The sequence below is a fragment of the Oharaeibacter diazotrophicus genome, from assembly GCF_004362745.1.
Lineage (GTDB): Bacteria > Pseudomonadota > Alphaproteobacteria > Rhizobiales > Pleomorphomonadaceae > Oharaeibacter > Oharaeibacter diazotrophicus.
The window spans coordinates 338,698-361,369 of record NZ_SNXY01000009.1 but is presented as its reverse complement, the minus strand read 5'-3'; the positions used below and the strand labels follow the sequence as shown (position 1 = coordinate 361,369).

At 72.1% G+C, this 22,672-nt stretch carries 20 protein-coding genes and 1 riboswitch; of the genes, 9 read left to right on the top strand and 11 right to left on the bottom strand.

The annotated features are described in order from the left end of the window. Positions 1-6: 6 nt before the first annotated feature. Positions 7-564 (bottom strand): hypothetical protein, encoded by a 558-nt coding sequence (locus EDD54_RS16705; RefSeq protein ID WP_126538315.1) that lies wholly within the window; start codon positions 562-564, stop codon positions 7-9. A gap of 290 nt (positions 565-854) precedes the next feature. Further along, positions 855-949: riboswitch (glycine riboswitch) on the top strand. Positions 950-1,125: 176 nt separating this feature from the next. On the opposite strand from EDD54_RS16705, the gene gcvT reads away from it, so the two are divergent. The 5 genes from gcvT to EDD54_RS16680 all read left to right on the top strand — a co-directional run bounded on the left by gcvT (position 1,126) and on the right by EDD54_RS16680 (position 7,366). After that, positions 1,126-2,289: a glycine cleavage system aminomethyltransferase GcvT gene (gcvT, locus tag EDD54_RS16700; RefSeq protein ID WP_126538313.1), complete on the top strand. Its 1,164-nt coding sequence runs from the start codon at positions 1,126-1,128 to the stop codon at positions 2,287-2,289. Positions 2,290-2,453: 164 nt separating this feature from the next. Further along, positions 2,454-2,825, top strand: coding sequence for a glycine cleavage system protein GcvH (gcvH, locus tag EDD54_RS16695; protein ID WP_126541786.1), 372 nt, complete (start codon positions 2,454-2,456; stop codon positions 2,823-2,825). 11 nt (positions 2,826-2,836) lie between these two features. After that, entirely contained in the window at positions 2,837-4,183 is a 1,347-nt protein-coding gene (gcvPA, locus tag EDD54_RS16690) for an aminomethyl-transferring glycine dehydrogenase subunit GcvPA (protein ID WP_126538311.1), read from the top strand. 199 nt (positions 4,184-4,382) lie between these two features. Beyond that, positions 4,383-5,954 carry an aminomethyl-transferring glycine dehydrogenase subunit GcvPB gene (gene gcvPB / locus EDD54_RS16685; RefSeq protein WP_245515811.1) on the top strand — a complete coding sequence of 524 codons (1,572 nt, stop codon included), beginning with the start codon at positions 4,383-4,385 and terminating at the stop codon, positions 5,952-5,954. Positions 5,955-6,184: 230 nt separating this feature from the next. After that, positions 6,185-7,366: a trypsin-like serine peptidase gene (locus EDD54_RS16680; RefSeq protein ID WP_126538308.1), complete on the top strand. Its 1,182-nt coding sequence runs from the start codon at positions 6,185-6,187 to the stop codon at positions 7,364-7,366. A 168-nt stretch (positions 7,367-7,534) separates the two neighbouring features. Here EDD54_RS16680 and EDD54_RS16675 read toward each other — a convergent pair whose 3' ends face one another. From EDD54_RS16675 to EDD54_RS23070, 5 genes are all read right to left on the bottom strand, one after another. Beyond that, entirely contained in the window at positions 7,535-8,413 is an 879-nt protein-coding gene (locus tag EDD54_RS16675; protein ID WP_126538306.1) for an EamA family transporter, read from the bottom strand. A gap of 464 nt (positions 8,414-8,877) precedes the next feature. Continuing rightward, entirely contained in the window at positions 8,878-9,651 is a 774-nt protein-coding gene (locus EDD54_RS16670) for an ATP12 family chaperone protein (RefSeq protein WP_126538304.1), read from the bottom strand. Further along, a complete protein-coding gene (locus tag EDD54_RS16665; protein ID WP_126538302.1) occupies positions 9,651-10,325 on the bottom strand; it encodes an HAD-IA family hydrolase in 675 nt (224 codons plus the stop codon). The genes EDD54_RS16670 and EDD54_RS16665 overlap by 1 nt, the downstream gene beginning before the upstream one ends. 84 nt (positions 10,326-10,409) lie before the next feature. Continuing rightward, positions 10,410-12,302 carry an asparagine synthase-related protein gene (locus tag EDD54_RS16660; protein WP_166653463.1) on the bottom strand — a complete coding sequence of 631 codons (1,893 nt, stop codon included), beginning with the start codon at positions 12,300-12,302 and terminating at the stop codon, positions 10,410-10,412. Between the two features lie 67 nt (positions 12,303-12,369). Further along, on the bottom strand, positions 12,370-12,549 hold the full coding sequence (locus EDD54_RS23070; protein ID WP_165644532.1) for a hypothetical protein: 180 nt from the start codon (positions 12,547-12,549) through the stop codon (positions 12,370-12,372). Positions 12,550-12,783: 234 nt separating this feature from the next. On the opposite strand from EDD54_RS23070, the gene EDD54_RS16655 reads away from it, so the two are divergent. Further along, positions 12,784-13,602, top strand: coding sequence for a sulfotransferase family protein (locus tag EDD54_RS16655; protein ID WP_126538298.1), 819 nt, complete (start codon positions 12,784-12,786; stop codon positions 13,600-13,602). Here the strand turns inward: EDD54_RS16655 and EDD54_RS16650 are convergent. The 4 genes from EDD54_RS16650 to crcB form a co-directional block, all read right to left on the bottom strand. Then, positions 13,583-14,536, bottom strand: a complete 954-nt coding sequence (locus EDD54_RS16650) for a YVTN family beta-propeller repeat protein (RefSeq protein WP_126538296.1) — start codon at positions 14,534-14,536, stop codon at positions 13,583-13,585. The genes EDD54_RS16655 and EDD54_RS16650 overlap by 20 nt on opposite strands. Next, on the bottom strand, positions 14,536-15,069 hold the full coding sequence (locus EDD54_RS16645) for an SRPBCC family protein (protein ID WP_126538294.1): 534 nt from the start codon (positions 15,067-15,069) through the stop codon (positions 14,536-14,538). The genes EDD54_RS16650 and EDD54_RS16645 overlap by 1 nt, the downstream gene beginning before the upstream one ends. Positions 15,070-15,307: 238 nt before the next feature. Further along, positions 15,308-16,378 (bottom strand): RluA family pseudouridine synthase, encoded by a 1,071-nt coding sequence (locus EDD54_RS16640; RefSeq protein WP_126538292.1) that lies wholly within the window; start codon positions 16,376-16,378, stop codon positions 15,308-15,310. Next, positions 16,375-16,758, bottom strand: a complete 384-nt coding sequence (gene crcB / locus EDD54_RS16635) for a fluoride efflux transporter CrcB (RefSeq protein WP_126538290.1) — start codon at positions 16,756-16,758, stop codon at positions 16,375-16,377. Before crcB ends, EDD54_RS16640 begins: the two co-directional genes overlap by 4 nt. Before the next feature lie 698 nt (positions 16,759-17,456). Between crcB and EDD54_RS16630 the strand changes: the two genes are divergently transcribed. Then, positions 17,457-17,822, top strand: coding sequence for a hypothetical protein (locus EDD54_RS16630; RefSeq protein WP_126538288.1), 366 nt, complete (start codon positions 17,457-17,459; stop codon positions 17,820-17,822). A 227-nt stretch (positions 17,823-18,049) separates the two neighbouring features. Next, positions 18,050-19,990, top strand: coding sequence for a potassium transporter Kup (locus EDD54_RS16625; protein WP_126538286.1), 1,941 nt, complete (start codon positions 18,050-18,052; stop codon positions 19,988-19,990). 46 nt (positions 19,991-20,036) lie between these two features. On the opposite strand, the gene EDD54_RS16620 is transcribed toward EDD54_RS16625, so the two are convergent. Next, a complete protein-coding gene (locus EDD54_RS16620) occupies positions 20,037-20,552 on the bottom strand; it encodes a tellurite resistance TerB family protein (protein WP_126538284.1) in 516 nt (171 codons plus the stop codon). A 186-nt stretch (positions 20,553-20,738) separates the two neighbouring features. On the opposite strand from EDD54_RS16620, the gene EDD54_RS16615 reads away from it, so the two are divergent. Next, the gene (locus EDD54_RS16615; protein WP_126538282.1) at positions 20,739-22,625 is read left to right on the top strand and encodes an ABC-F family ATP-binding cassette domain-containing protein; all 1,887 of its coding nucleotides are present in this window, start codon (positions 20,739-20,741) and stop codon (positions 22,623-22,625) included. Positions 22,626-22,672 lie beyond the last annotated feature (47 nt).

Sequence of the window (22,672 nt, the reverse complement as noted above, 5' to 3'; positions counted from 1 at the left end):
CGGGACTCAGCCGCAGGTCGAGACCTGGTTGGCGCAGACGCCGCGGCCCCAGCCGCGGCCGCTGCGGCCGTCCGGCATGGTCACGTCGACGTCGACCCACCCGCCGACGCAGGCCCGGAGCGCCGTGACCACGACCGAATCGGGTCCGTCCACCTCTCCGATCATGTCGAAGGTCGCCGGCGCGTCCTCGGCGGGTGCCGTGTGGAGCACGGGATCGAGCCCGCCGAAGGCGAAGCCGAGCGCCGAGACCGGCACGAATCCCCGGCCGGCGAACAGGTCGCGGTCGCCGCTCGCGGCATAATCGGAATAGCCGATGCGCTCGATCTCGGCGAAGCCGTCCGCGACGGCGAGCACGCGGAACTCCGGCGTGATCCCGTCGGCGTCGGCGCCGGGAATCGCGAACAGGACGGCGGCGTCGGCGGCGGGTGCGGCGCGCAGCGGCACGCCGTCCGCGTCGGCGAGGTGGGCGTGGATCGCGCAGGGCTCGGCGGCCGCCGCGGCGACGGGGCCGAGGGCAGGAGCGAGGACTGCGGCGAACGCGGCGAAGAGAGGCGAACGGATCAAGGCGGGCTCCGGTCCGTGGCGGGCACGATCCCCCCTTACGGGCGGGAAATCGCGCCGTCCCGTCGCTCTCGCGTGGACGATCCCGCGCCCGTCGGCCGCGATCGCTTCCGATTGTCCCGTGATCGCGCCGCTCCGACGCGGATTGCGCCGTCGTCGGGCTTGACCGCGGCGGCACGAAGCCGCATGGTGCGGCCATCCGGGGCGGTCGCGCCCCGGGGACATGGTGCGCCCGGAATCATCGGCGCGGCCGATCTCGTGATCGGTCGTACACGGTGGAAAGGGTGCGACATGGACGCCGCGCGGGAGAGACCGGCCTCGTCGAGGGGCCGGCGCCGAAGGAGCAACCGCCCCGGAAACTCTCAGGCCAAAGGACCGCTCGCGGCGAGCGACGCTCTGGAAAGCAGCGGCCGATCCGACGGGATCGCCCCGCTCACCGAAGGAGTAACCCGGATGCGGTCCGTCCCGGATCGCGGCGGGGAAATCTCTCAGGTTTCCTGACAGAGGGGGCGCGCGGATCTCCGGTCCCGGAATCCGCGGCCACGCCCGCCGAGGAGCCTGTCCATGAGCCGTGCGGCCGAGACCGCCGACCCCGTCGTCATCGAGGCGGCGCCGCTGAAGACCCCCCTCTACGACGAACACGTCGCCCTCGGCGCCAAGATGGTGCCCTTCGCCGGGTACCTGATGCCGGTGCAATATGCCGGCATCATCGCCGAGCACCAGCACACCCGCGCCGCCGCCGGACTGTTCGACGTCTCGCACATGGGCCAGGCCCGCCTCGTCGGCCCCGACCACGCGACCACGGCCCTTGCGCTCGAGGCGCTGGTACCGGCCGACATCCTGAACCTTTCCCCCGGACGCCAGCGCTACACCCAGTTCCTCGACGGGAACGCCGGCATCCTCGACGACCTGATGGTGCACCGCCCGGCCGATCCGGCCGAGGACGGCGTGCTGATGCTGGTCGTCAACGCCGCCCGCAAGGCCGACGACTACGCCCACCTCGCCGCCCGGCTGCCGGCGGGCGTCACGCTCGTCACGGCCGACGACCGCGCGCTCTTGGCGCTGCAGGGCCCGAAGGCGGTCGACGTCATGGTCCGTCTCGGCGCGGCGGTCGCCGACTGGCCTTTCATGAGCGCCGGCCCGACCCGGCTCGCCGGCATCGACGTCCACGTCTCGCGCTCCGGCTACACCGGCGAGGACGGCTTCGAGATCTCGGTGGCCGAGAACGACGTCGTCGCGCTCTGGCGCGCGCTCGTCGCCGACTCCGACGTCGCGCCGGTCGGCCTCGGCGCCCGCGATTCGCTGCGGCTCGAGGGCGGTCTCTGCCTCTACGGTCACGACCTCGACACCGGCACGACGCCGGTCGAGGCCGGCCTCGTCTGGTCGATCCAGAAGCGGCGGCGCGAGGAGGGCGGCTTCCCGGGCGCCGACATCGTGCAGCAGCAGATCCGCGACGGTGCGCCGCGTCTTCGCGTCGGCATCCGTCCCGAGGGCCGCGCCCCGGCGCGCGAGGGCACCGAGATCCAGGCCGCCGACGGCACGCCGATCGGCGTCGTGACATCCGGCGGCTTCGGCCCGACGGTCGGCGGCCCTGTCGCGATGGGCTACGTCGCGGCCGGCCACGCCGCGCCGGGCACTCGCGTCACCCTCGTCGTGCGCGGCAAGCCGCTGCCGGCCGAGGTCGTCGCGCTGCCCTTCGTGCCGGCGCGCTTCTATCGCGGTCGCTGAGAAAGCACTTTAATTCCCGCGCAATCGTCGTGCGGGACCAGAGGTTTGGAACGGGAATCGGAATCGGTTTCGAGGCGGTGGAAACGTGCCGCTTCGATCGCACGACTCCAGGATGCACCGGCAAGGTTAACGAATTCACCCTGAATCGGAAGGTGAGCACCCCCATGGCGAAGTACTTCACCGAGGACCACGAGTGGCTGTCCGTCGACGGCGACGTCGCCACCGTCGGCATCACCGACTACGCCCAGGCCCAGCTCGGCGACGTGGTCTACGTCGAGGTTCCCGAGGTCGGCCGCACGCTCGCCAAGGGCGGCGAAGCGGCGGTGGTCGAGAGCGTCAAGGCCGCGAGCGAGGTCTACGCCCCGGCCTCGGGCACCGTGGTCGAGGCCAACGGCGCCCTCGCCGACGCTCCCGCGACCGTCAACGAGTCGCCCGAGGACGCCGGCTGGTTCTTCAAGCTGAAGCTCGCCGACGCCGGCGAACTCGACGCGCTGATGGACGAGGCCGCCTACCGCGCCTTCGTCGACACGCTCTGAGGCTCGCCGCCATGCGCTACCTCCCTCTCGCCGACCACGACCGGCAGGCGATGCTCCGGACGATCGGCGTCTCGCACGTCGACGCCCTGTTCGCCGACGTGCCCGCCGACAAGCTGCTCGACCGCCTCGTCGCGCTGCCGACCGCCAAGTCCGAGATCGCCGTCGAGCGCCACCTCGCGGCGATGGCCGCGAAGAACGTCGCCGCCGGCGCGGTGCCCTTCTTCGTCGGCGCCGGCGCCTACCGGCACCACGTGCCGGCGACGGTCGACCACCTGATCCAGCGCTCGGAGTTCCTGACCTCCTACACGCCCTACCAGGCCGAGATCGCCCAGGGCACGCTGCAATATCTGTTCGAGTTCCAGACCCAGGTCGCCCGCCTCACCGGCATGGACGTCGCCAACGCCTCCATGTACGACGGCTCGACCGCCACCGCCGAGGCGGTGCTGATGGCGCACCGGATCACCCGGCGCTCCAAGGCCGTGGTCTCCGGCGGCCTGCACCCGCACTACCGCGGCGTCACCCGCACCACCACCGAGCTCGCCGGCTTCGCCGTCGACACGCTCGACCCCGATCCGACCGGCACCGAGGACATCCTCGCCCGCATCGACGGCGAGACCTCCTGCGTCGTCGTGCAGTCGCCGTCCTTCTACGGCCACCTGATCGACCTGAAGCCGATCGCCGAGAAGGCCCACGCGGTCGGAGCGCTGCTGGTGGCGGTGTTCACCGAGGTGGTCTCGCTCGGCCTGATCGAGCCGCCGGGCGCGCAAGGGGCCGATATCGTGGTCGGCGAGGGCCAGTCGCTCGGCAATCCGCTGACCTTCGGCGGCCCCTACGTCGGCCTGTTCGCCACCCGCGACAAATACGTCCGCCAGATGCCGGGCAGGCTCTGCGGCGAGACCGTCGACGCCGACGGCAAGCGCGCCTTCGTGCTGACGCTCTCGACCCGCGAGCAGCACATCCGCCGCGACAAGGCGACGTCGAACATCTGCACCAACGCGGGCCTCTGCTCGCTCGCCTTTTCGATCCACCTGTCGCTGCTGGGTCAGACCGGCCTGACGCGCCTCGCCCGAGTCAACCATGCCAACGCGGTGAAGCTCGCCGACCGGCTGGCGGCCGTGCCGGGCGTCGCGGTGCTGAACGACACCTTCTTCAACGAGTTCACCCTGCGGCTGCCGAAGAACGCCGCCGACGTGGTCGAGGCCCTCGCCGCCAAGGGCGTCCTCGCCGGCGTGCCGGCCCGTCGCCTCGAGCCCAAGCACCCGCATCTCGACGACCTCCTGGTGGTCGCCTCGACCGAGGTGAACACCGACGAGGATCGCGAGGCCTTCGCCGTCGCACTCGCGGAGGTGCTGGGATGAGGGACGCGGCGCCACTTCTACCCTCCCCCTCGCGGGGAGGGGCGGAACGCGTAGCGTTCCGGGGTGGGGTGACGCCGACGTTCGTCGCCCGTGCCCGGCGACCCTCCCCGGCGCTTCGCGCCGACCCTCCCACGAGGGGAGGGTCAGGTCGTCACCTGCATCCTTCAATTCCGATCTCCCGCGGAGCATCCGCATGACCATGAACAGTCAGGGCCGCCCGTCCGCGCCCGTGCTCGCCGTCTCGAACGCCGAGAAGACCACCACCACCGGCAACCGCGGCCTCGCCATCGAGGAGGCGCTGCTGTTCGAGGTCGGCCGGCTCGACGCCACCGGCGTCGACGTCGAGGACGCCGGTGACTTCGTCCCGCGCCTCGGATCCCACGTCCGCAAGGCCCCGATCGGCCTGCCCGGCCTGACCGAGCCGGAGGCGATGCGCCACTACGTGCGCCTCTCCCGCCAGAACTACGCCATCGACCTCGGGCTCTACCCGCTCGGGTCCTGCACCATGAAGCACAACCCGCGCCTCAACGAGAAGATGGTGCGGCTGCCGGGCTTCGCCGACATCCACCCGCTGCAGCCGCTCTCCACGGTGCCGGGCGCGGTGGCGCTGATCGCCGAGCTCGGCCGCTGGCTGCTCGAACTCACCGGCATGGCCACGGTCGCCATGAGCCCGAAGGCGGGCGCCCATGGCGAGATGTGCGGCATGGCCGCGATCAAGGCGGCGATCGCCGCCCGCGGCGAGACCCGCGACGTCGTGCTGGTGCCCGAATCCGCCCACGGCACCAATCCGGCCACCGCCGCGCTGCTCGGCTTCAAGGTGGTGCCGGTGCCCGCCCGCGCCGACGGCACCGTCGATCCCGAAGAGGTCAGGAAGCGCCTCGGGCCCGAGGTGGCGGCGATCATGCTGACCAACCCGAACACCTGCGGCCTGTTCGAGCGCGACGTCGTCGCCATCGCCGACGCGGTCCACGCGGCCGGCGCCTACTTCTATGCCGACGGCGCCAACTTCAACGCCATCGTCGGCAAGGTCCGCCCCGGCGACCTCGGCGTCGACGCCATGCACATCAACCTGCACAAGACCTTCTCGACGCCCCACGGCGGCGGCGGTCCGGGTGCCGGCCCGGTGGTGCTGTCCGAGCGGCTGGCGGCCTTCGCGCCGGTGCCCTTCGTGCGCTTCGGCGAGGACGGCGCCGCCGAGTTCGTCGAGACCCGCAGGCAGGCCGCCGGCACCGCGACGCCCTTCGGCCGCGTCACCGCCTTCCACGGCCAGATGGGCATGTTCGTGCGCGCGCTCGCCTACATGCTGAGCCACGGCGCCGACGGCATGCGCCGCGCCTCCGAGGACGCCGTGCTGGCCGCCAACTACGTCAAGGCCCGGCTCGGCGACGTCATGTCGGTCGCCTTCCCGGACCGGCCGGCGATGCACGAGGCGCTGTTCGACGACCGCTTCCTGGAGGGCACCGGCGTGACCACGCTCGACTTCGCCAAGGCGATGATCGACGAGGGCTACCACCCGATGACCATGTACTTCCCGCTGGTCGTCCACGGCGCGCTCCTCATCGAGCCGACCGAGTCGGAATCGAAGGCGAGCCTCGACCAGTTCGTGGACGCCATGCGCGCCCTCGCCGAGCGGGCGCGCGCCGGAGACGCCGCCTTCTTCAAGGCCGCCCCGGTGTTCGCACCGAGGAAGCGCGTCGACGAGACCCGCGCCGCCCGCCAGCCGCGGCTGACCTGGACGCCGCCGAAGGAGGAGCGCGCTGCGGCGGAGTGATCCGCCTCGACCACTTCGATCGTGAACCTGCTCTTCCCGCCCCGGGCGCCCCGCGCGTCCGGGGCGGGGTCGTTTCCAGGGGGGCGGATCTTTTTTTTCGAGATTTTCCGGTGGCGGCTCCGACGGGGCGAAAAGGCGGCGAAAAGCGGACCGTAACGTGAGGGCAGGTGCGGAACGCTCAACCGCACCCCAGAGATCGAACAGCCGCTCGAAACCCAGGGAAGACCGCCATGACCCGCTCCCGTATCGTCGCGACCGTGACCTCCGCCGCCGCCGTCGTCGCCATCTCCTCCGTCGCCGCCTTCGCCGTCCCCGCCAAGTCGCTCGCCCCCGCCCCGGCGGGTGCCGACCGCGCCGCGGTCGCCGCCGACGCCGCGCTGTCGCAGCCGGCCGAGCAGCTCGCCACCAGCCTGCCGAAGTCCGTGTTCGCCGCTCCGGACGCCGTCGGCAGCGTGCTGAAGAGCCCGAAGATGGTCGACGGCGCCCGCCCGACGATCTCCGCCGCCCTCGACCTCAAGGCCGGCCCGAAGCGTCTGCCCGACGTCTCCGCCCCCGAGAACTACGGCCAGAACCCGTTCGGCTCCGGCACCAACCAGAACACGATCTACCACTACACCGACATGCTGGTGCCGACGAACGCCACCGCCGCCTACCCGTTCTCGACCACCGGCGTGTTCCACTTCACCAACGCCGCCGGCCAGAACAAGTACTGCTCGGCCTCGCTGATCTCGAAGTCGATCATCATCACCGCCGGCCACTGCGTCCACCAGGGCGGCGACAAGCCGGGCATCGGCCGGGCGAGCGGCTGGATCCGCTCGGGCTACTTCGTCCCGGCCGAGCAGAACGGCACCATGCCCTACGGCTACGCCTGGGCCACCAAGCTCACCACCACGGTCGGCTGGTACAACGAAGGCGCCATCATGAAGGGCTACGACGTGGCCATGGTCACGCTCGGCAAGCGCGTCGGCACCGCCAACGAGATCGGCGCCTACACCGGCTGGATGGGTCTCTGCTACTCCTACTGCCTGCAGAGCTACTGGGAGCTGACCGGCCTCGGCTACCCCGGCAACTACTACAGCGGCGCCTACATGACGATGGGCATGCACCTCGAGACCAACCGCAACAACACCGACTACTACTACGGCTCGGGCATGCAGGGGGGCTCTTCGGGTGGCCCGCACGTCGCCAACCTCGGCTACCTCTCCGACAGCACCACCAACAAGGGTCTGTGGACCGCCCGCAACTACGTCTTCGGCGTGACCTCCTGGGGCTACATCAGCGACGTCTACAAGATCCAGGGCGCCTCGAGCACGACCGGCTACAACAACAGCAACAACATCACCGGCCTGTTCAACGTGGTCTGCAACTCCGCCAAGGCCCAGCACGGCGCCGCCAGCTGCAACACCTTCTGATCGGGATCCACTCCCGGGGCGGCGCCTCCGCCGCCCCACCGGACAGAGGGCGGCGCCTCCGCCGCCCCACCGGACAGAGGGCGGCGCCTCCGCCGCCCCACCGGCTCCGAAACCACCCGCGGCCCTGTCCTCCCCGAGGACGGGGCCGTCTGCCGTACGGGGTGGCCCTCAGCCGCGCGCCCGAGGCCGCGACAGGCCGACGGCGAGGCCCGCGATCACCAGCGCCGCCGCCTCGAGCTTCCAGGCCGGCAACGGCTCGCCGAGCACGAGGGCGGCGGTGCCGAGGCCGAACACCGGCACCATCAGCGCCGTCGGCGTCACCTCGGCGGCCGGATGGCGGGCGAGCAGCCAGGCCCAGGCGGCGTAACCGAACAGGCTGTTGCCGACCGACTGCCAGAGCACGGCGGCCCAGGTGCCGGCGCCGGCCGCGGCGAGGCCGCGGCCGAGTTCGCCCGGACCCTCGAAGACGAGCGCGGCGGCGAACAGCGGCGGCGCGGAGAACAGGCTCGCCCAGGCGACGTAGGCCACCATGTTCACCGGTCCGCCCGCCCGCGCCACCATGTTGCCGCCGGCCCAGGACGCCGCGGCCGCGATCACCAGGGCGAGGCCGAGCGGCGTCGTCGCGTGGTCGACGTGGAGGGCGATCACCGCGATCCCGGCAGTGGCGAGGCCGAGCGCCGCCCACTGCCGCGGCCGGACCCGCTCGCCGGAGAGGCCCATCGACAGGAAGATCGTGAAGAACACCTGGATCTGGACCACCAGCGAGGCGAGCCCCGGCGAGATCGAGCCGTCCATGGCGATGAACAGCAGCCCGAACTGTCCGGCGCCGATCAGCACGCCGTAGGCGGCGAGATGGCGCCACGGCACGGCCGGCCGCCGGAGGAAGAACACCGCGGGCAGGGCGGCGAAGGTGAAGCGCAGCGCCGCGAACAGCAGCGGCGGCAGCACGTCGAGCCCGAGCCGGATCACGACGAAGTTCGATCCCCACACCGCGACGACCGCGAGGGCGAGCGCGAGATGGGACGGCGGCAGCGAAAAGGACGGCATCGTGGCTCCGGGGCCGGGGGAGGCGAATCCTACCGGCGCCGCGGAGCGCGATCCAACGCATAGGACTGCTCGGATCCATCGACGGCGGCGATGGATGGGGGGAAGGCAGGGCACTCGGCCCGTGCCATGGAGGTCGGGATGCGGCCCACGGCGGCGGGGCGGTAACGTGCGCAAGTCTCTGCCAATCGCCTGATCGAGGCGGTCATGGCAGGCTGGCGATGTTCGACGTCACCAACTCCGTCGGGAGGGTCGACGGCCGTCGGCCGGCGGGTGACGCGGACGTCCGGCGGTGAGGCTCCATGCCTTGTCGGACAGAGCATGTCCCCCGATACGCCGCACCACCCCACCCCGTCGCTCCGCGCAGACCCTCCCCACGAGGGGGAGGGTGGAAAGGCGGCCCGCGCAGGCGGGGGCAGGGACGCCGTTCGGGAGCCGCACCGCTTCCGTTCTTCCGGCGGCCGCCCTCAGCCGCGCATCAGCAGGACGGCGGCGTCCATCTCGGCGCGGCGGTAGGCGCGGCGGCGGGCGGCTTCCTCGTCCTCGCCCCAGAGCTCGGCGTTCCAGTCCTCGTCGACGTGGGCGGCGGCCCAGGCGTCGTCGGCGCCGAGGCGGCCGTCGAGGACGGCGAAGGCGAGGAGGACCGAGCCGGTCAGGGAGGTCGCGGTGTTGAGGCCCGCGAGGACGAAGGGATCCTCGGGCATGGCGTCGCGGACGGCGCGGACGACGGCGCCGTCCTGCTCGACCGGCATCACGCCGGCGACGAGGCGGAAGCGGACGCCGAAGCGCTCCTCCGCCCAGGCGACGACCGGATCCCAGGCCGCGGCTTGGCGCGCGGCGAGGCGCTCGGGGGCCTCGGCGCGGTAGAGCAGCAGGTCGGAACCGGCATAGTGGGCGGTCTCGTCGGCGACGGCGGCGGTCTCGACCGCGACGCCGTCGATCGCCGAGTTGGCGAGCCGGGTCGCCGGCATGGTGGCGGGATCGACGAACTCGCCCTGGGCGCCCCATTCGGCCGCGAGCGCCTCGGCGACGCCGCGGCGCGGCACCACCAGGGCGTTGCGGGCGGGGGTGCGGACCGGCTTGCCGTCGAGCACGACGGCGAAGCCGCCCTCGGCCTCGGCGACGCCGGCCTCGGCGTAGAAGCGCTTCGGCAGGCTCTGGCGGGCGTGGCGGCGCGCGGTCTCGGCGGGGTCCTCGACGCGCGCGCCCTCGGCGGCGGCGTCGGTCAGGATGTCGCGCATCAGGTCTCTCCCGGGCCGATCAGGTCGTCGACGGCGATGGCGACCTCGTCGAAGCGCTCGACGATGCGGTCGGCGCCGGCGGCGGCGAGGTCGGCGCGGTGGTGATAGCCCCAGGTGACGCCGACCGCGCGGGTGCCGGCGGCGAGCGCCATCTCGACGTCGTAGGTGGTGTCACCGATCACGACGGTGCGCCGGGCGTCGGCGCCGACCGCGGCGATGGCGTCGAGCACCATGCCCGGATGCGGCTTCGAGGGCGCGTCGTCGGCGGTGCGGACGACGGCGAAGGCATCGCCGAGCCCGGTGTGGGCGAGGATGGCGTCGACGCCGCGACGCGACTTGCCGGTGACGATGCCGAGCAGCGTGTCCGGCCGGCCGGCGAGCGCCTCGACGGTCTCGCGGGCGCCGGGATAGAGCGGCTCGCGGTGGAGCGTCGAGTTGCGCAGGTCGGCGAACGAGGCCTTGTAGGCCTCGACCAGCGTCTCGACCGAGGCGCCGGGGCGATGTCCGGCGAGGCGGGCGATCGCGATCGGCAGGGACAGGCCGACGATCGACAGGATCTCCTCGCGCGGCGGCGCGGCGAGGCCGGCGCTCTCGAAGGCGCGGGTCATGGAGGAGACGATCATCACCTGGCTGTCGACCAGGGTGCCGTCGCAGTCGAAGAGGACGAGGCGCAAGGGCGGTTCCGGTTGCGGAGGGCGGTCAGCCCCGATGTAGCGGTTCGGGGCGGGAAGGGCAAACCCGGCGAGCGGGGCGGTCCGTCAGCCGTTGCCGCCCTCGATCCAGCGCAGGAACAGGCCGTAGTGGAGGCCGCGGTGGAGGACGCCGCCGTAGTCGCCGAAGCCGGTGCCGGCGGCGTCGGTCGGCCACTCGGCGTCGACGATGCGGCGCATCCGCTCGACGTCGAGGACGCGGCCGGCGAGCGGGGAGCGTTCGAGCGCCGCGACGCCCTCGACGATGCGCTCGCGCTGCAGCGAGAGCCGGTGCAGGAATTCGGCGCACTGGAAGCCGCGCCGGGTCTCGTCGAGCACCGCCGGCGGCAGCCGGTCGGCGAGGACCCGGCGGGCGAGCCAGCGGGTGCGGCCGTCGCGGAGATACTGCTCGTCGGGCAGCGCGAAGCAGAACTCCAGGAGGTCGACGTCCGACAGCGGCGCGTAGGAGGCGACGCCGAACAGCGCCTCGGTCATGTCCGCCGTCGGCGGGTTCGACTGGACGTAGCTCAGCCAGCGCCGGCGGGTGGCGTCGGTGTCGCCGTCGTAGTCGAGGCCGAAGGCGAGGCGGCGCTCGGGGATGCCGTGGGCACGGGCGAAATCCGGATGGATCGGGCTGGAGGTCTCGCCCTCGGGCGGCAGGCCGCCGCGGAAGGCGGACCAGCGGGCCTGCAGCCGAGGCGGCAGCAGCGGCACGATCGCGTGGCGGCGCAGCACCGCGACGGGCGAGCGGCCCTGCATCCGGCCGATCGCCCGCGCCTCGCGCCACAACCGGACCCAGTCGCCGCGCCGCGCCATCGAGGCGAGCCCGCAGAGGCCGTCCCAACTCAGCGTCATGTTGCCGAGGCCGCCGGTGAGAATCGTGCTGGCGCCGAGCGCACGGGCGCGCTCGAACAGCGGAGCGTACCAGCCGACGTTGAGGCTGCCCCGCGTGGGCGCCGCCATCGAGAGGAACAGCCGGACGGGGTTGTCGTCGTAGGCGTGGAGCCCGGCCGACGACACCGCCTCCCAGATCATGTTGGGATGCATCGCGGCGACGGCCGCGGCGAGCGGGCGCTCGTCGCCGATCGCGCCCGGGTGCTCGAAACGGGCGACGCCGTCCGGCGGCGCCACGGTCAGGACGGGGAGGGGCGCGTCGCCGCGAAGCCGCGCCGCCGTGGCGGCGACGGCGCCCGAATCGAAGCCGCCGGAGAGCTGGCAGACGACGGTGCCGGCCCCGCGCAGGCCGCGCGCCACCGCACGGTCGAGCAGGGCGCGGGCCTCCTCGACGTGGTCGTCGTCGCGCCGCCGGGGCAGGCGCCGCGCGAGATCCGGGTGCCAGTAACGATGGAGCCGAAGGCCGCCGTCGACGTCGAAGGCGGCGGCGGTGGCGGCGGGCACCCGGCGCACCGCCGCGTAGGGCGTGGCGTCGGGCTCCGGCGGCACGTCGGAGAAGGTCGCGGCGAGATAGTGTTCGTCGGGGTCGTGCGGCACGCCCGGCAGCGCGAGGAGGGCACGCAGGCTGGACGAGAAGGCGACGCCGCCCTCGACGCGGGCGTGGTAGACCGTGCGCCGGCCGAGGTGGTCGGCGGCGAGCCACAGCCGGGCGGCGCCGGCATCGAAATGCGCCAAGGCGAAATGGCCGCGCCAGCCGGCGATGCCGTCGGGGCCGTGGCGGCGGAATCGGTCGAGGGCGGCGAAGGCGCCGTCGCGCCCCGGGTCACCGTCGCGGTCTGCGGCCTCGTCGGCGTCGACCAGCCGGCCGGCGAAGGCGAAGACGTGGGTGCGGCCGTCGCCACGGGTCGTGCCGGCCGGGCCGACGAGGCGGACGGGCCCGCAGCCGAACGACCGGCCGGGATGCGCGCCGAGACGGCGCAGGAGCGCTTCGGACGGTTCGCGCGACAGGAGGCCGACGAAGCCGGCCTCGGCGCCGCCGAGCGGCGGGCGGCGGTGGGATGGGTTCACGACCGTTGATCCGATGTGGCCGTGACGATCCGGCAACCGGGCACGGGAGCGGTGAACGGGTCCGCGCTCAGGACGCGGTGGCGCACCAGCCGGGGAACGAATCGGACCCGCCGCCGCAGGTGCGGGTCTCGGTGACGGCCTCCAACTCGTAGGCGACGACGTTGGGCTTGCGCCAACGCGGACGCGGCGCGGTCCGCTCGGTGCCGCGGTCGGCGGCAAATGTCGTCTTCACGTCTTCCGACGGCATGAACGTTGCTCCCCCCGGGGACTGTTCGGTACACGAGTCGAGAAATCATCTAGTCCACGGCGCGTCGTGAAATCAACGGCGATCTCGCTCGGGCCGCGGTCCCCGCACAGGCGATTTCGCGGGGGGCGACGCTCGATTCCCTGGTCGGGGCCCGAGCGACGGGCCGGCGGATCCGGCGACGGTTCCGCGCATCGGGCGTTTCGCGCCGGCGCCGCGTCCTGTAGACGTTCGGCCATGTCGTCCCCGTCCGATCCCCGCACCGACCGGTCGTCCGAACCGGCCGCCGTCGACCGGCCCTGCATCGTGCTGGCGCACCCGCGCACCGGTTCTTCCCTGCTGATGCAGACGCTGGCGCTGCTGGGGATGCCGTGGATCGGACGGGTCCGCCGCGACGACCTCGGCGAAGACGCCAATCCCAGGGGCTATTACGAGGATCCCGAGGTGCTTGCGCGTGGGCTGACCGTGGGCGAGGTCGCCCGGGTCGGGCCGGTCGACGGGCGGGCGGTCAAGATCGGCCTCGCCAACATGACGGCGCCGGGCCGGATCGGGCAGTGGCGCGCGTGGGAGGCCGGCGGGGCGCGGATCCTGGTGCCGTTCCGCCATCCGCTGGAGAGCGCGGTGTCGCAGCGCGCCTTCACGCCTCGGATGGCGGAACCGCGCGCGCTGTTCGAGGCGGTGACCGCCTTCCTCTACGGCCATGCCCGCGACCATGCGGCGCTGGCGAGCATCCTGACCCGGGAGGTGCCGGCGCTGGCGGAGCGGACGACGCCGATCGCCTACACCCGCCATCTCGAGGATCCCGCGGGCTTCGTCGAGGACGTCCGCCGCCACGCCGGGCTGCCGGCGGATCCGGCGCGGCAGGCGGCGGCGGTCGCCAACGTCGAGGCCGCGCTGCATCGGGTCGAGGCCGCGGCGCTGCCGGACGAGCAGCGGGAATGGTACGAGCGCTCGCCGGCGCGGGCGGTCCACGAGCGGCTGTGCGCCGATGCCCGGCCCTGGGACGGGATCGCGGCGGCGGCGGCCGCCGGCGCGCTCAGGGCGTCCGGCGGATGAAGTGGCCGAAGGCGCGCGGGCCCTTGCCGACGGGGATCTCGTCGACGACCGCGAGGCTCGCCGGGTCGACCGAGAAGAAGACGTCGTCACCCCAGGCGGCGACCCAGACCTTGCCGGAGGCGTCGTCGCCGAGGATGCCCTCGGGGAAGGACGGCGTGTCGATCCTGCCGATCGGGGCGAAGCTGGCGGCGTCGAACACGGTGAGCGTGTCGGCGTGCTGGTCGGTGACGAAGCCGCGGCCGCCGACGAGGGCGACGCCGTAGGGCGTCTCGCCGGTGGGGATTCGGGTGATCTCCCGGCCGGCGGCGAGGTCGACCACCGAGACGTCGTTGGACATAACGTTGGCAGTGAAGGCGTGGCGGCCGTCCGGCGACAGCGTCACGGCGAAGGGGTGCGTGCCGACCGCGATCGTACCGGTACGGGTGGCCGAGGCGACGTCGATCACCGAGAGGCGGTCGTCGTCGCGGTCGCAGACGTAGAGCGTGCGCCCGTCCGCGGTGACGGCGAGGCCGGCCGGGGCGGTGCCGACGGGCACGCGGGCGCGGATCGTCCGCGTCTCGGCGTCGATCAGCAGCACGGCGTTGCCGAACCAGTCGGCGAGGAACACGGTGCGCGAATCGGGCGAGACCACGATGCCGACCGGTCCGCCACCGACGTCGATCCGGGCGACGACGGTACGGGTCGCCGGGTCGATCACCGAGAGGGCCTTGCCCTCGGGGCTCGAGACGTAGACGGCGCGGCCGTCGGGCGCGACGGCGACGCCCGCGGGCTTGCCGCCGACCGGGATGGTGGCGACGACGCGCGCACTGGCGAGATCGACGACGGAGACGTCGTCGCTCTGCTGGTTGGTGACGAAGGCCTCGTCGGCGCGGGCCGGGGCGGCCGCGAACGCGAGGACCAGGGCGACGAGCGCCGCCCCGGTGCGCCGGCGCATCAGCTGCCGCCTTCGATCTTCTTCTTCATGCCGGCGAGGCCGGTGTTGTAGAGGTCGGTGATCGCCTTGACCGCGGCCTCGTCGGAGAGGTCGGCCGGCGGATCGTTGTTCGGATAGCCGCGGTAGAACGCGCCCCACCACGTGATGGTGGACTTGCCGCCGCCGGCGTCCTTGACGGTCAGGCGCGAGGAATAGTTGGTGACCGGCAGCGCCTTGATGTTGTCGGCTTCCATCCGGTACATCATCATCATCTTGCCGGCGTCGAACTTCTCGATGCGCTCCTTGATCACCTCGCCGTTAGCCAGGGTGATGGTGCGCTCGGCGCCGACGTCGTTGCCGGTCGCCTCGAGCTTGGTCACCACCGGCAGCCACGACATGTCGCCGAAGTTGGACACGACCGCCCAGGTCTTGTCGGCCGGCGCGGCGACCTCGGTGGTGATCTCGACCTTCTGGCGGGTCGGGCCGTGCGCCGACGCGACGACGGGCGTGAACGCGACCGCGACGGCGATCGACGCGGCGAAAAGGCTCTTCATGTGGTCGTTCCTCCGGACGGCGGTGGCCGGCGCCTCACATAACGCCGTCCCCGCTTCGGCGGGAAGTATTTCCGGGCGCTCGTGGCGAAGCAATGGCGAAGCGCACCCGACACGACGTCGCACCCGCATGGCGGGCGGCGCGGGCGGCGGTCGAAAGTCCCCGCGCCGCGGGGACTTGGCGGTCGCCGTCGGACCGGGCGCCGGCCGGGCGCGACCGAAGGTCGGAGCCGGCGGGCGCTCAGTCCTCGGGGAAGGCCGGGTCGGCGCGGTCGTCGCCGTCGGCCTCGAAGCCGAGCAGGTTCCACGACTGCAGCATGTGCGGCGGCAGCGGCGCGGTGACGTCGATCACGCCGGTGCCGGCGGGGTGGGGAATGGTGAGGCGGCGGGCGAGCAGGTGCAGCCGGTTCTGGATGCCGCCCGGCACTTCCCAGTTTTCGATGTCGAAGTAGCGCGGGTCGCCGATGATCGGATGGCCGATCGCCTGGCAGTGGACGCGGAGCTGGTGGGTGCGCCCGGTGGTCGGCTTCATGGTGAGCCAGGACATCCGGCCGCCGGCGTGGTCGACGATCGAGTAGTAGGTGAGGGCGTGCTGGGCGTCCTTGTCGCCGTGCTTGGCGACGACCATCATGTCGCCGTCGGGCGCGGTCGTCTTGCGCAGGTAGGTCGAGATCCGGCCCTGCGCCGGCTTCGGCATGCCGTAGACCAGCGCCCAGTAGATCTTGCGGGCCGAGCGGGTCTGGAAGGTGCGCGCCAGCGTCGCCGCGGCGAGGCGGGTGCGCGCGACCAGGAGGCAGCCGGCGGTCTCGCGGTCGAGGCGGTGGACGAGGCGCGGCTTGACGCCCTTCTTGTCGCGGAAGGCCTCGAGCATGCCGTCGATGTGGCGCGTCATGCCGGAGCCGCCCTGGACGGCGAGGCCGGCCGGCTTGTTGAAGACGAAGACGTGCTCGTCCTCGTAGAGCGTGATCGAGCGCAGGTACTCGGCCTCGTTGGCCGAGGCGACCTGCTTCGGCCGAGCCGTCGGCGCGCCGGTGCCGTCGATGGCGAAGGAGGACGTCGAGGTCGCGGCCTGATCGCCGTATTGCAGCGGCGGCACGCGGACCTGCTGGCCGGCGGCGAGGCGGGTCGAGGTCTGCACCCGGCCGCCGTCGACGCGGATCTGGCCGGAGCGGATCAGCTTCTGCAGGTGGCCGAAGCCGAGGCCGGGGTAGTGCTCCTTGAACCAGCGGTCGAGGCGCATGCCGGCCTCGTCCTTGGCGACGGCGACCATGTCGACGCGCGGGCCGGCGGCGGAGTTCGGATCGGTGTTCATGCGAGGGTCCTGACCAGGGCGAGGCCGGCGGCGAGGGCGCCGAGCGAGACGACGAGCGAGGCGACGACGTAGCCGGCGGCCGCGAAGACGGCGCCGCGCTCCCACAGCACCACCGTGTCGAGCGAGAAGGAGGAGAAGGTGGTGAAGCCGCCGAGCACGCCGACGGCGAAGAACAGGCGCAGCGCCGTCGAGCCGTCGAACTTCAGCGCGAGCAGGCCGACGAAGAGCCCCATCGCGAAGGAGCCGACGACGTTGACCGTGAGCGTGCCCCAGGGGAAGTCGAGCCCGAACATCCGCCCGGCCGTGACCGAGACGATGTAGCGGGCCATCGAGCCGAGGGCGCCGCCGACGGCGACCAGGAGGAGATCGGTGGGATTCATGGAAAGACCGTAGCGGAGCGGGCGCGCGCGGCAAAGGCCGCTCGCCGCATGCCGCGCCCGGGCGGGCACCCGGGCGAGCGCCGCTCGTTAGCAGGCCGGGCCGCCGTTGTCATGCGCGAGCGCACCGGCTCGCGCCCGGGGCGGCACCGTCGTGAATCGCCGGGCGGCCGGTCCGACGGGTGAGGGCTTGCCCCTAGGATCGTCCGCTTACGACCAACCACCTAGTGAAAACGCCGGCGCGGCATGATTTCCCCGGGTTTTCGGAGACCCCAGCTAAGCGTTTTCGCACATTTCAGTTTTTCTTTCGCCAACCCCAAGAAAAAGCGTCGCGGCTGAACCGGTTTAGCTTTTTCTTCAAACGGTTTAGCGGAGTCGGGGCCTATTTCTCCCGCACTGCGGCAGGGGTATTGTCCCTTCATCGGACGCGGCGGTGACGAACCGGCGCTCCACGGTCGAAAAGCCCGGTTCCGGGCGGCTCGACCAGAGAAATCCAAAGTTTGCGCTCGGGCGGTCCGGCCCCTTCCTCCTCCTCCCCGGACCCCGGACCGACACGAGCCGAAACGGTGCCCTTCCTCCCGGGCACCGAGAGACCGGGAAGCCGCTCCCTCCTCCCTCCCGCGGCGACCCGGACCAGAAGCGAGCGCGCCGTGCCGCCCTCCCTCCGGGCACGGCGCGCTCTACACCCGGAGCCTTCGACCATGATGACCCGACTCCTCTCCGCCGCCGCCGCCCTCTCCCTCACCGCCGCGGCCGTCGCCTTCGCCCCCGTCTCCGCCGACGCGATCGGCACCGGCGTCTACAAGCCGCTCGAGGGCTTCGCCCAGAGCTTCGGCACCAAGCACCTGATCGGCTACTTCAAGGCCGACGAGGGCACCTGCGCCATGACGCTGGTGATCGCCGACCAGGTCGATCCCGACCTCGCCCCCGGCACCGGCACCCAGGTTCGCTTCGCCCTGCCGGCCGGCAACAACGCCACGCTCGACAGCGGCGACGGCGGTGCGGTCTCGATCTCCTGCGCCGGCTCGGCCGACCGCGTGTCGGTGCTGACGTCCGGCGGCGCCTGACCGCCCATCCCGCACGCATCCCTCGGATCTTCGCCGCGGCGGACCGGACCTCCGGCCCGCCGTTCGCGTTCCGGCGCCGCCCGAGCGGCGCCGGAACGAAACCGCCCGCCGGGCGGTTTCCACCGCGGCCGGCGCGCGCGACTTGCGGTCCGGCGCGCGATCTTCTATTCGGTCGCCCCGTCGGTCGAAGCGACGTCCGTCGACGTCCGGCCGCCAACCGGTTCGGCATGAGCGAAAACACCGCGAAGCAACCCGAAACCGCGGCCGGCGGGCCGACCCCGGCGCCCGGCGGGCACGATTCCCACGGCGGCCACGGCAAGAGCAGCCTGTTCGCGATGGCGCTCGGTTCGGTCGGCGTCGTCTACGGCGACATCGGCACCAGCCCGCTCTACGCCTTCCGCGAGGCCCTGGCCCACACCGCCAAGGACGGCCTGACGCGTCTCGAGGTCACCGGCGTCGTCTCGCTGCTGATCTGGGCGCTGACGCTCGTCGTGACGCTGAAATACGTCGTCTTCGTGATGCAGGCGGACAACCGCGGCGAGGGCGGCACGCTGTCGCTGGTGGCGCTCGCCAAGTCGGCGATCGGCGGCCGGTCGGCGGCGGTGTTCGTCATCGGCGTGCTCGGTGCCGCCATGTTCTTCGGCGACGCGGTGATCACGCCGGCGATCTCGGTGCTGTCCGCGGTCGAGGGCCTGAAGCTGATCACGCCGGCCTTCGATCAGGCGGTGGTGCCGATCACCATCGTGATCCTGATCGTGCTGTTCGCGGTGCAGAGCTTCGGCACCGGCCGCGTCGCGGCGCTGTTCGGGCCGATCACGGCCTTCTGGTTCCTGTGCATGGCGGTGTCCGGCGCCGTCCACGTCAGCGACGACCCGGCGATCCTGATGGCGCTCAACCCGCTGTCGGCGGTCGAGTTCGTCATCGAGCACCGCTTCATGGCGCTGATCGTGATCGGCTCGGTGTTCCTCGCCGTCACCGGCGCCGAGGCGCTCTACGCCGACATGGGCCACTTCGGCCGCCCGCCGATCCGTCTCGCGTGGTTCGTGCTGGTGTTCCCGTCGCTGACGCTGAACTACCTCGGCCAGGGCGCGCTGGTGCTCGCCCATCCCGACGCGATGGAGAACCCGTTCTTCCTGCTGGTGCCCGAGAGCCTCCGGCTGCCCTACGTGATCCTGGCGACCGTCGCCACCGTGATCGCCAGTCAGGCGGTGATCACCGGCGCCTTCTCGCTGACCCAGCAGGCGGTCCAACTCGGCCTGCTGCCGCGGCTCGAGAGCCGCCACACCTCGGAAACCCAGGCCGGCCAGATCTACCTGCCGCGGGTCAACTGGGTGCTGCTCGCCGGCGTCCTCGCCCTCGTGGTGTTCTTCCGCTCCTCGACCGCGCTCGCCAACGCCTACGGCATCTCGGTGACCGGCGAGATGGTGATGAGCTCGCTGCTCGCCTTCGTGGTGGTGTGGAAGGCGTGGCGCTGGCCGCTCGGCCTCGCCGTCGCGGTGGTGGCGCCGTTCCTGTCGCTGGAGCTGATCTTCCTCAGCGCCAACCTCCTGAAGGTGCTCGACGGCGGCTGGATGCCGATCACGTTGGCGGCCTGCGTCTCGATCACCATGTGGACCTGGGTGCGCGGCACCCGGATCGTCTACGAGAAGAGCCACCGCGAGAGCGTGCCGCTCGCCGACCTCGTCAAGATGCTGGCGCGCTCGCACCCGGTGCGCGTGCCCGGCACCGCGGTGTTCCTGACCTCGGACCCCGAGATCGCACCGAGCGCGCTGATGCACAACCTCAAGCACAACACGGTGTTGCACACCAAGAACGTGGTCCTCACGGTCAAGGTGTCGACGGCGCCGCGCGTGGCCGAGGAGCAGCGCATCCGCATCGAGCCGCTCAACGACGACTTCACCAAGGTGACGCTGACCTTCGGCTACATGGAACAGCCGAACGTGCCGAAGGCGCTGGCGCTCGGCCGCAAGCAGGGCCTGAAGTTCGACATCATGTCGACGTCCTTCTTCCTGAACCGCCGCTCGTTCAAGGCCAGCCCGCAGTCCGGCATGCCGCTCTGGCAGGACCGACTGTTCATCGCGCTGACCCGCATGGCTGCCAACGCCACCGACTTCTACCGCATCCCGTCCAACCGCGTGGTCGAGCTCGGCCAGCAGTTCACGGTCTGAAGGGCGACCGGCCGGGGCCGGTCGCCGCCGCGGCGGGGCTTCGCGGTCAACCGCGACCGGGGACCTGCAGCTCGACGCGGTAGCCGGGCGCGTTGTGGGGGTGGCGCTCGTCGACGAAGATGGTGCGGTCGTTCTTGGCCATCAGCACGTCGAAGAAGGGCGCGAAGCGTTCGTCGGGAATCCCGAAGGCGGCCTGGACGCGGCCGATCAGTTCCTGCTCCTCCGGCTCGGCTTCGCCATCCGACATGGCGCTGTCGACGAGGTTGAGCAGGATCGACATCCGCTGGGCGTCGGTCAGCAGCGGGGTCGCCTCGGCGAGGAACTGGTCGATGGGCTTGGTTCGCGCGATCCGGACCGCCTGGTCGAGCAGGGCCTGGTTGTTGGCACCGACGCCGATGCCGTTGCCGGTCTTGGCGCCGCCGAGGACGCTGAGCAGGTGGCCGATCTCCTCGTTGTCCATCTCGCCGTCGGCCCCCATCACGTAGATCAGGCAGGTGGCGAAGGCGAGGTGCGGGGTCATCTTCTGACCTTGGTCGGACCGGAAGCGGTCGAACAGGCCCATGTCGTCACTCCTTGGCTGGCGGCGGACCGGGATCGGGCCGCACCGGCCATATGGGAATCCACGTAGGCGGGCGGAAGGGGTGTCCGAGCGTCGGCGCGGGCTCGGCGTCGGCGCGTCATCGGCGGACGACGCGACCGGCAGCGCCCCCTTGCCTTCGCGGCCGGGCTCTGCGACATCCCTCGCGCCATGCTGACCATCTCCGACCTCACCTACCGCATCGGCGGACGCGTCCTGATCGACAAGGCCTCCGTCGTCGTCGACGACGGCATGAAGGTCGGTCTCGTCGGCCGCAACGGCACCGGCAAGACCACGCTGTTCAACCTGATCGACGGCGACCTCTCGGCCGAGAGCGGCTCGATCGAATTGAAGAAGGCGGCGCGGATCGGCCGGGTGGCGCAGGAGGCGCCGGGCTCGGAGATCTCGCTGATCGACTTCGTGCTCGCCGCCGACACCGAGCGCACCGCGCTGATGGCCGAGGCGGAGACGGCGTCCGACCCGCACCGCATCGCCGAGATCCAGATCCGCCTCGCCGACATCGAGGCGCACTCGGCCGAGGCGCGGGCGGCGACGATCCTGTCCGGCCTCGGCTTCGACGCGGTCGACCAGCGCCGACCCTGCGCCGATTTCTCCGGCGGCTGGCGGATGCGCGTGGCGCTCGCGGCCGTGCTGTTCATGCGGCCGGACCTCCTGCTCCTCGACGAGCCGACCAACTACCTCGACCTCGAGGGCACGCTCTGGCTCACCACCTACGTGCAGCGCTATCCCTACACGGTGATCCTGATCAGCCACGACCGCGACCTGCTCGACGTCGCCGTCGACCACGTCTGCCACCTCGACCAGGGCCGGCTGACGCTGTGGAAGGGCGGCTACACCTCGTTCGCGCGCCAGCGCCGCGAGAAGCTGATGCTGCAGGAGAAGATGCGCGAGAAGCTGGAGGCGCGGCGCAAGCACCTCCAGGCCTTCGTCGACCGCTTCAAGGCCAAGGCCTCGAAGGCGCGGCAGGCGCAGTCGCGCGTCAAGATGCTTGAGAAGATGGAGACCATCGAGGCGGTGGTGGAGACCGAGGTCCAGCCGATCGTCTTCCCCGACCCGAAGTCGCGGCTCGCCCCGCCGATCATCACCTTCGACAAGGTGGCGCTCGGCTACGACCCGGCCCGGCCGGTGCTCTCCAACCTGACGCTGCGCATCGACGACGACGACCGCATCGCCCTCCTCGGCAAGAACGGCAACGGCAAGTCGACCTTCGCCAAGGCGATCGCCGGCCGGCTCGAACCGTTCGGCGGCGGCGTGACGCGGGCGACCAAGCTGTCGATCGCCTATTTCGCCCAGCACCAGCTCGACGAGCTGATCCCGTCCGAGAGCGCCTTCGACCACGTCAAGCGGCTGATGCCCGGCGAGCCCGACGCCAAGGTGCGCTCGCGCGTCGCCCAGATGGGGCTCGAGACGTCGAAGATGGACACGCCCGCCCGCGAGCTCTCGGGCGGCGAGAAGGCGCGGCTGCTGCTCGGCCTCGCCACCTTCCACGGGCCGAATCTCCTGATCCTCGACGAGCCGACCAACCACCTCGACATCGACAGCCGCGAGAGCCTGATCCAGGCGCTCAACGCCTTCGAGGGCGCGGTGATCCTGGTCAGCCACGACCGCCACCTCGTCGAGGCCACCGCCGACCGGCTCTGGCTGGTCGCCGACGGCCGGGTGACGCCCTACGACGGCGACATGGACGACTACAAGCGCCTCGTCCTCTCCGGTCCGGACGAGCGCGCCGGCGCGGCGAAGGCCGACGCCAAGCCGACCGCCGTCGACCGCCGCCGCCTCGCCGCCGAGCGCCGCGCCCAACTGGCGCCGCTGCGCAAGAAGATCCAGGCGGTGGAGGCGCGGATCGAGGCGCTGAAGAAGGACCTCGCCAAGCTCGACGCCACGCTGGCCGACCCGGCGCTGTTCGCCAAGGATCCGGCCAGGGGCGCCAAGCTCTCCAAGGACCGCGCCGACTGCGCCCGCGCCATCGACGCGGCGGAGGAGCAGTGGCTGGAACTGTCGGGGGAATACGAGGCGGCGGAAGCCGAGGCGGGGTAGGGGGCGTCCGGGGCGCCGCCCTTGCCCTGTCCCCCGATTCGCGCGAG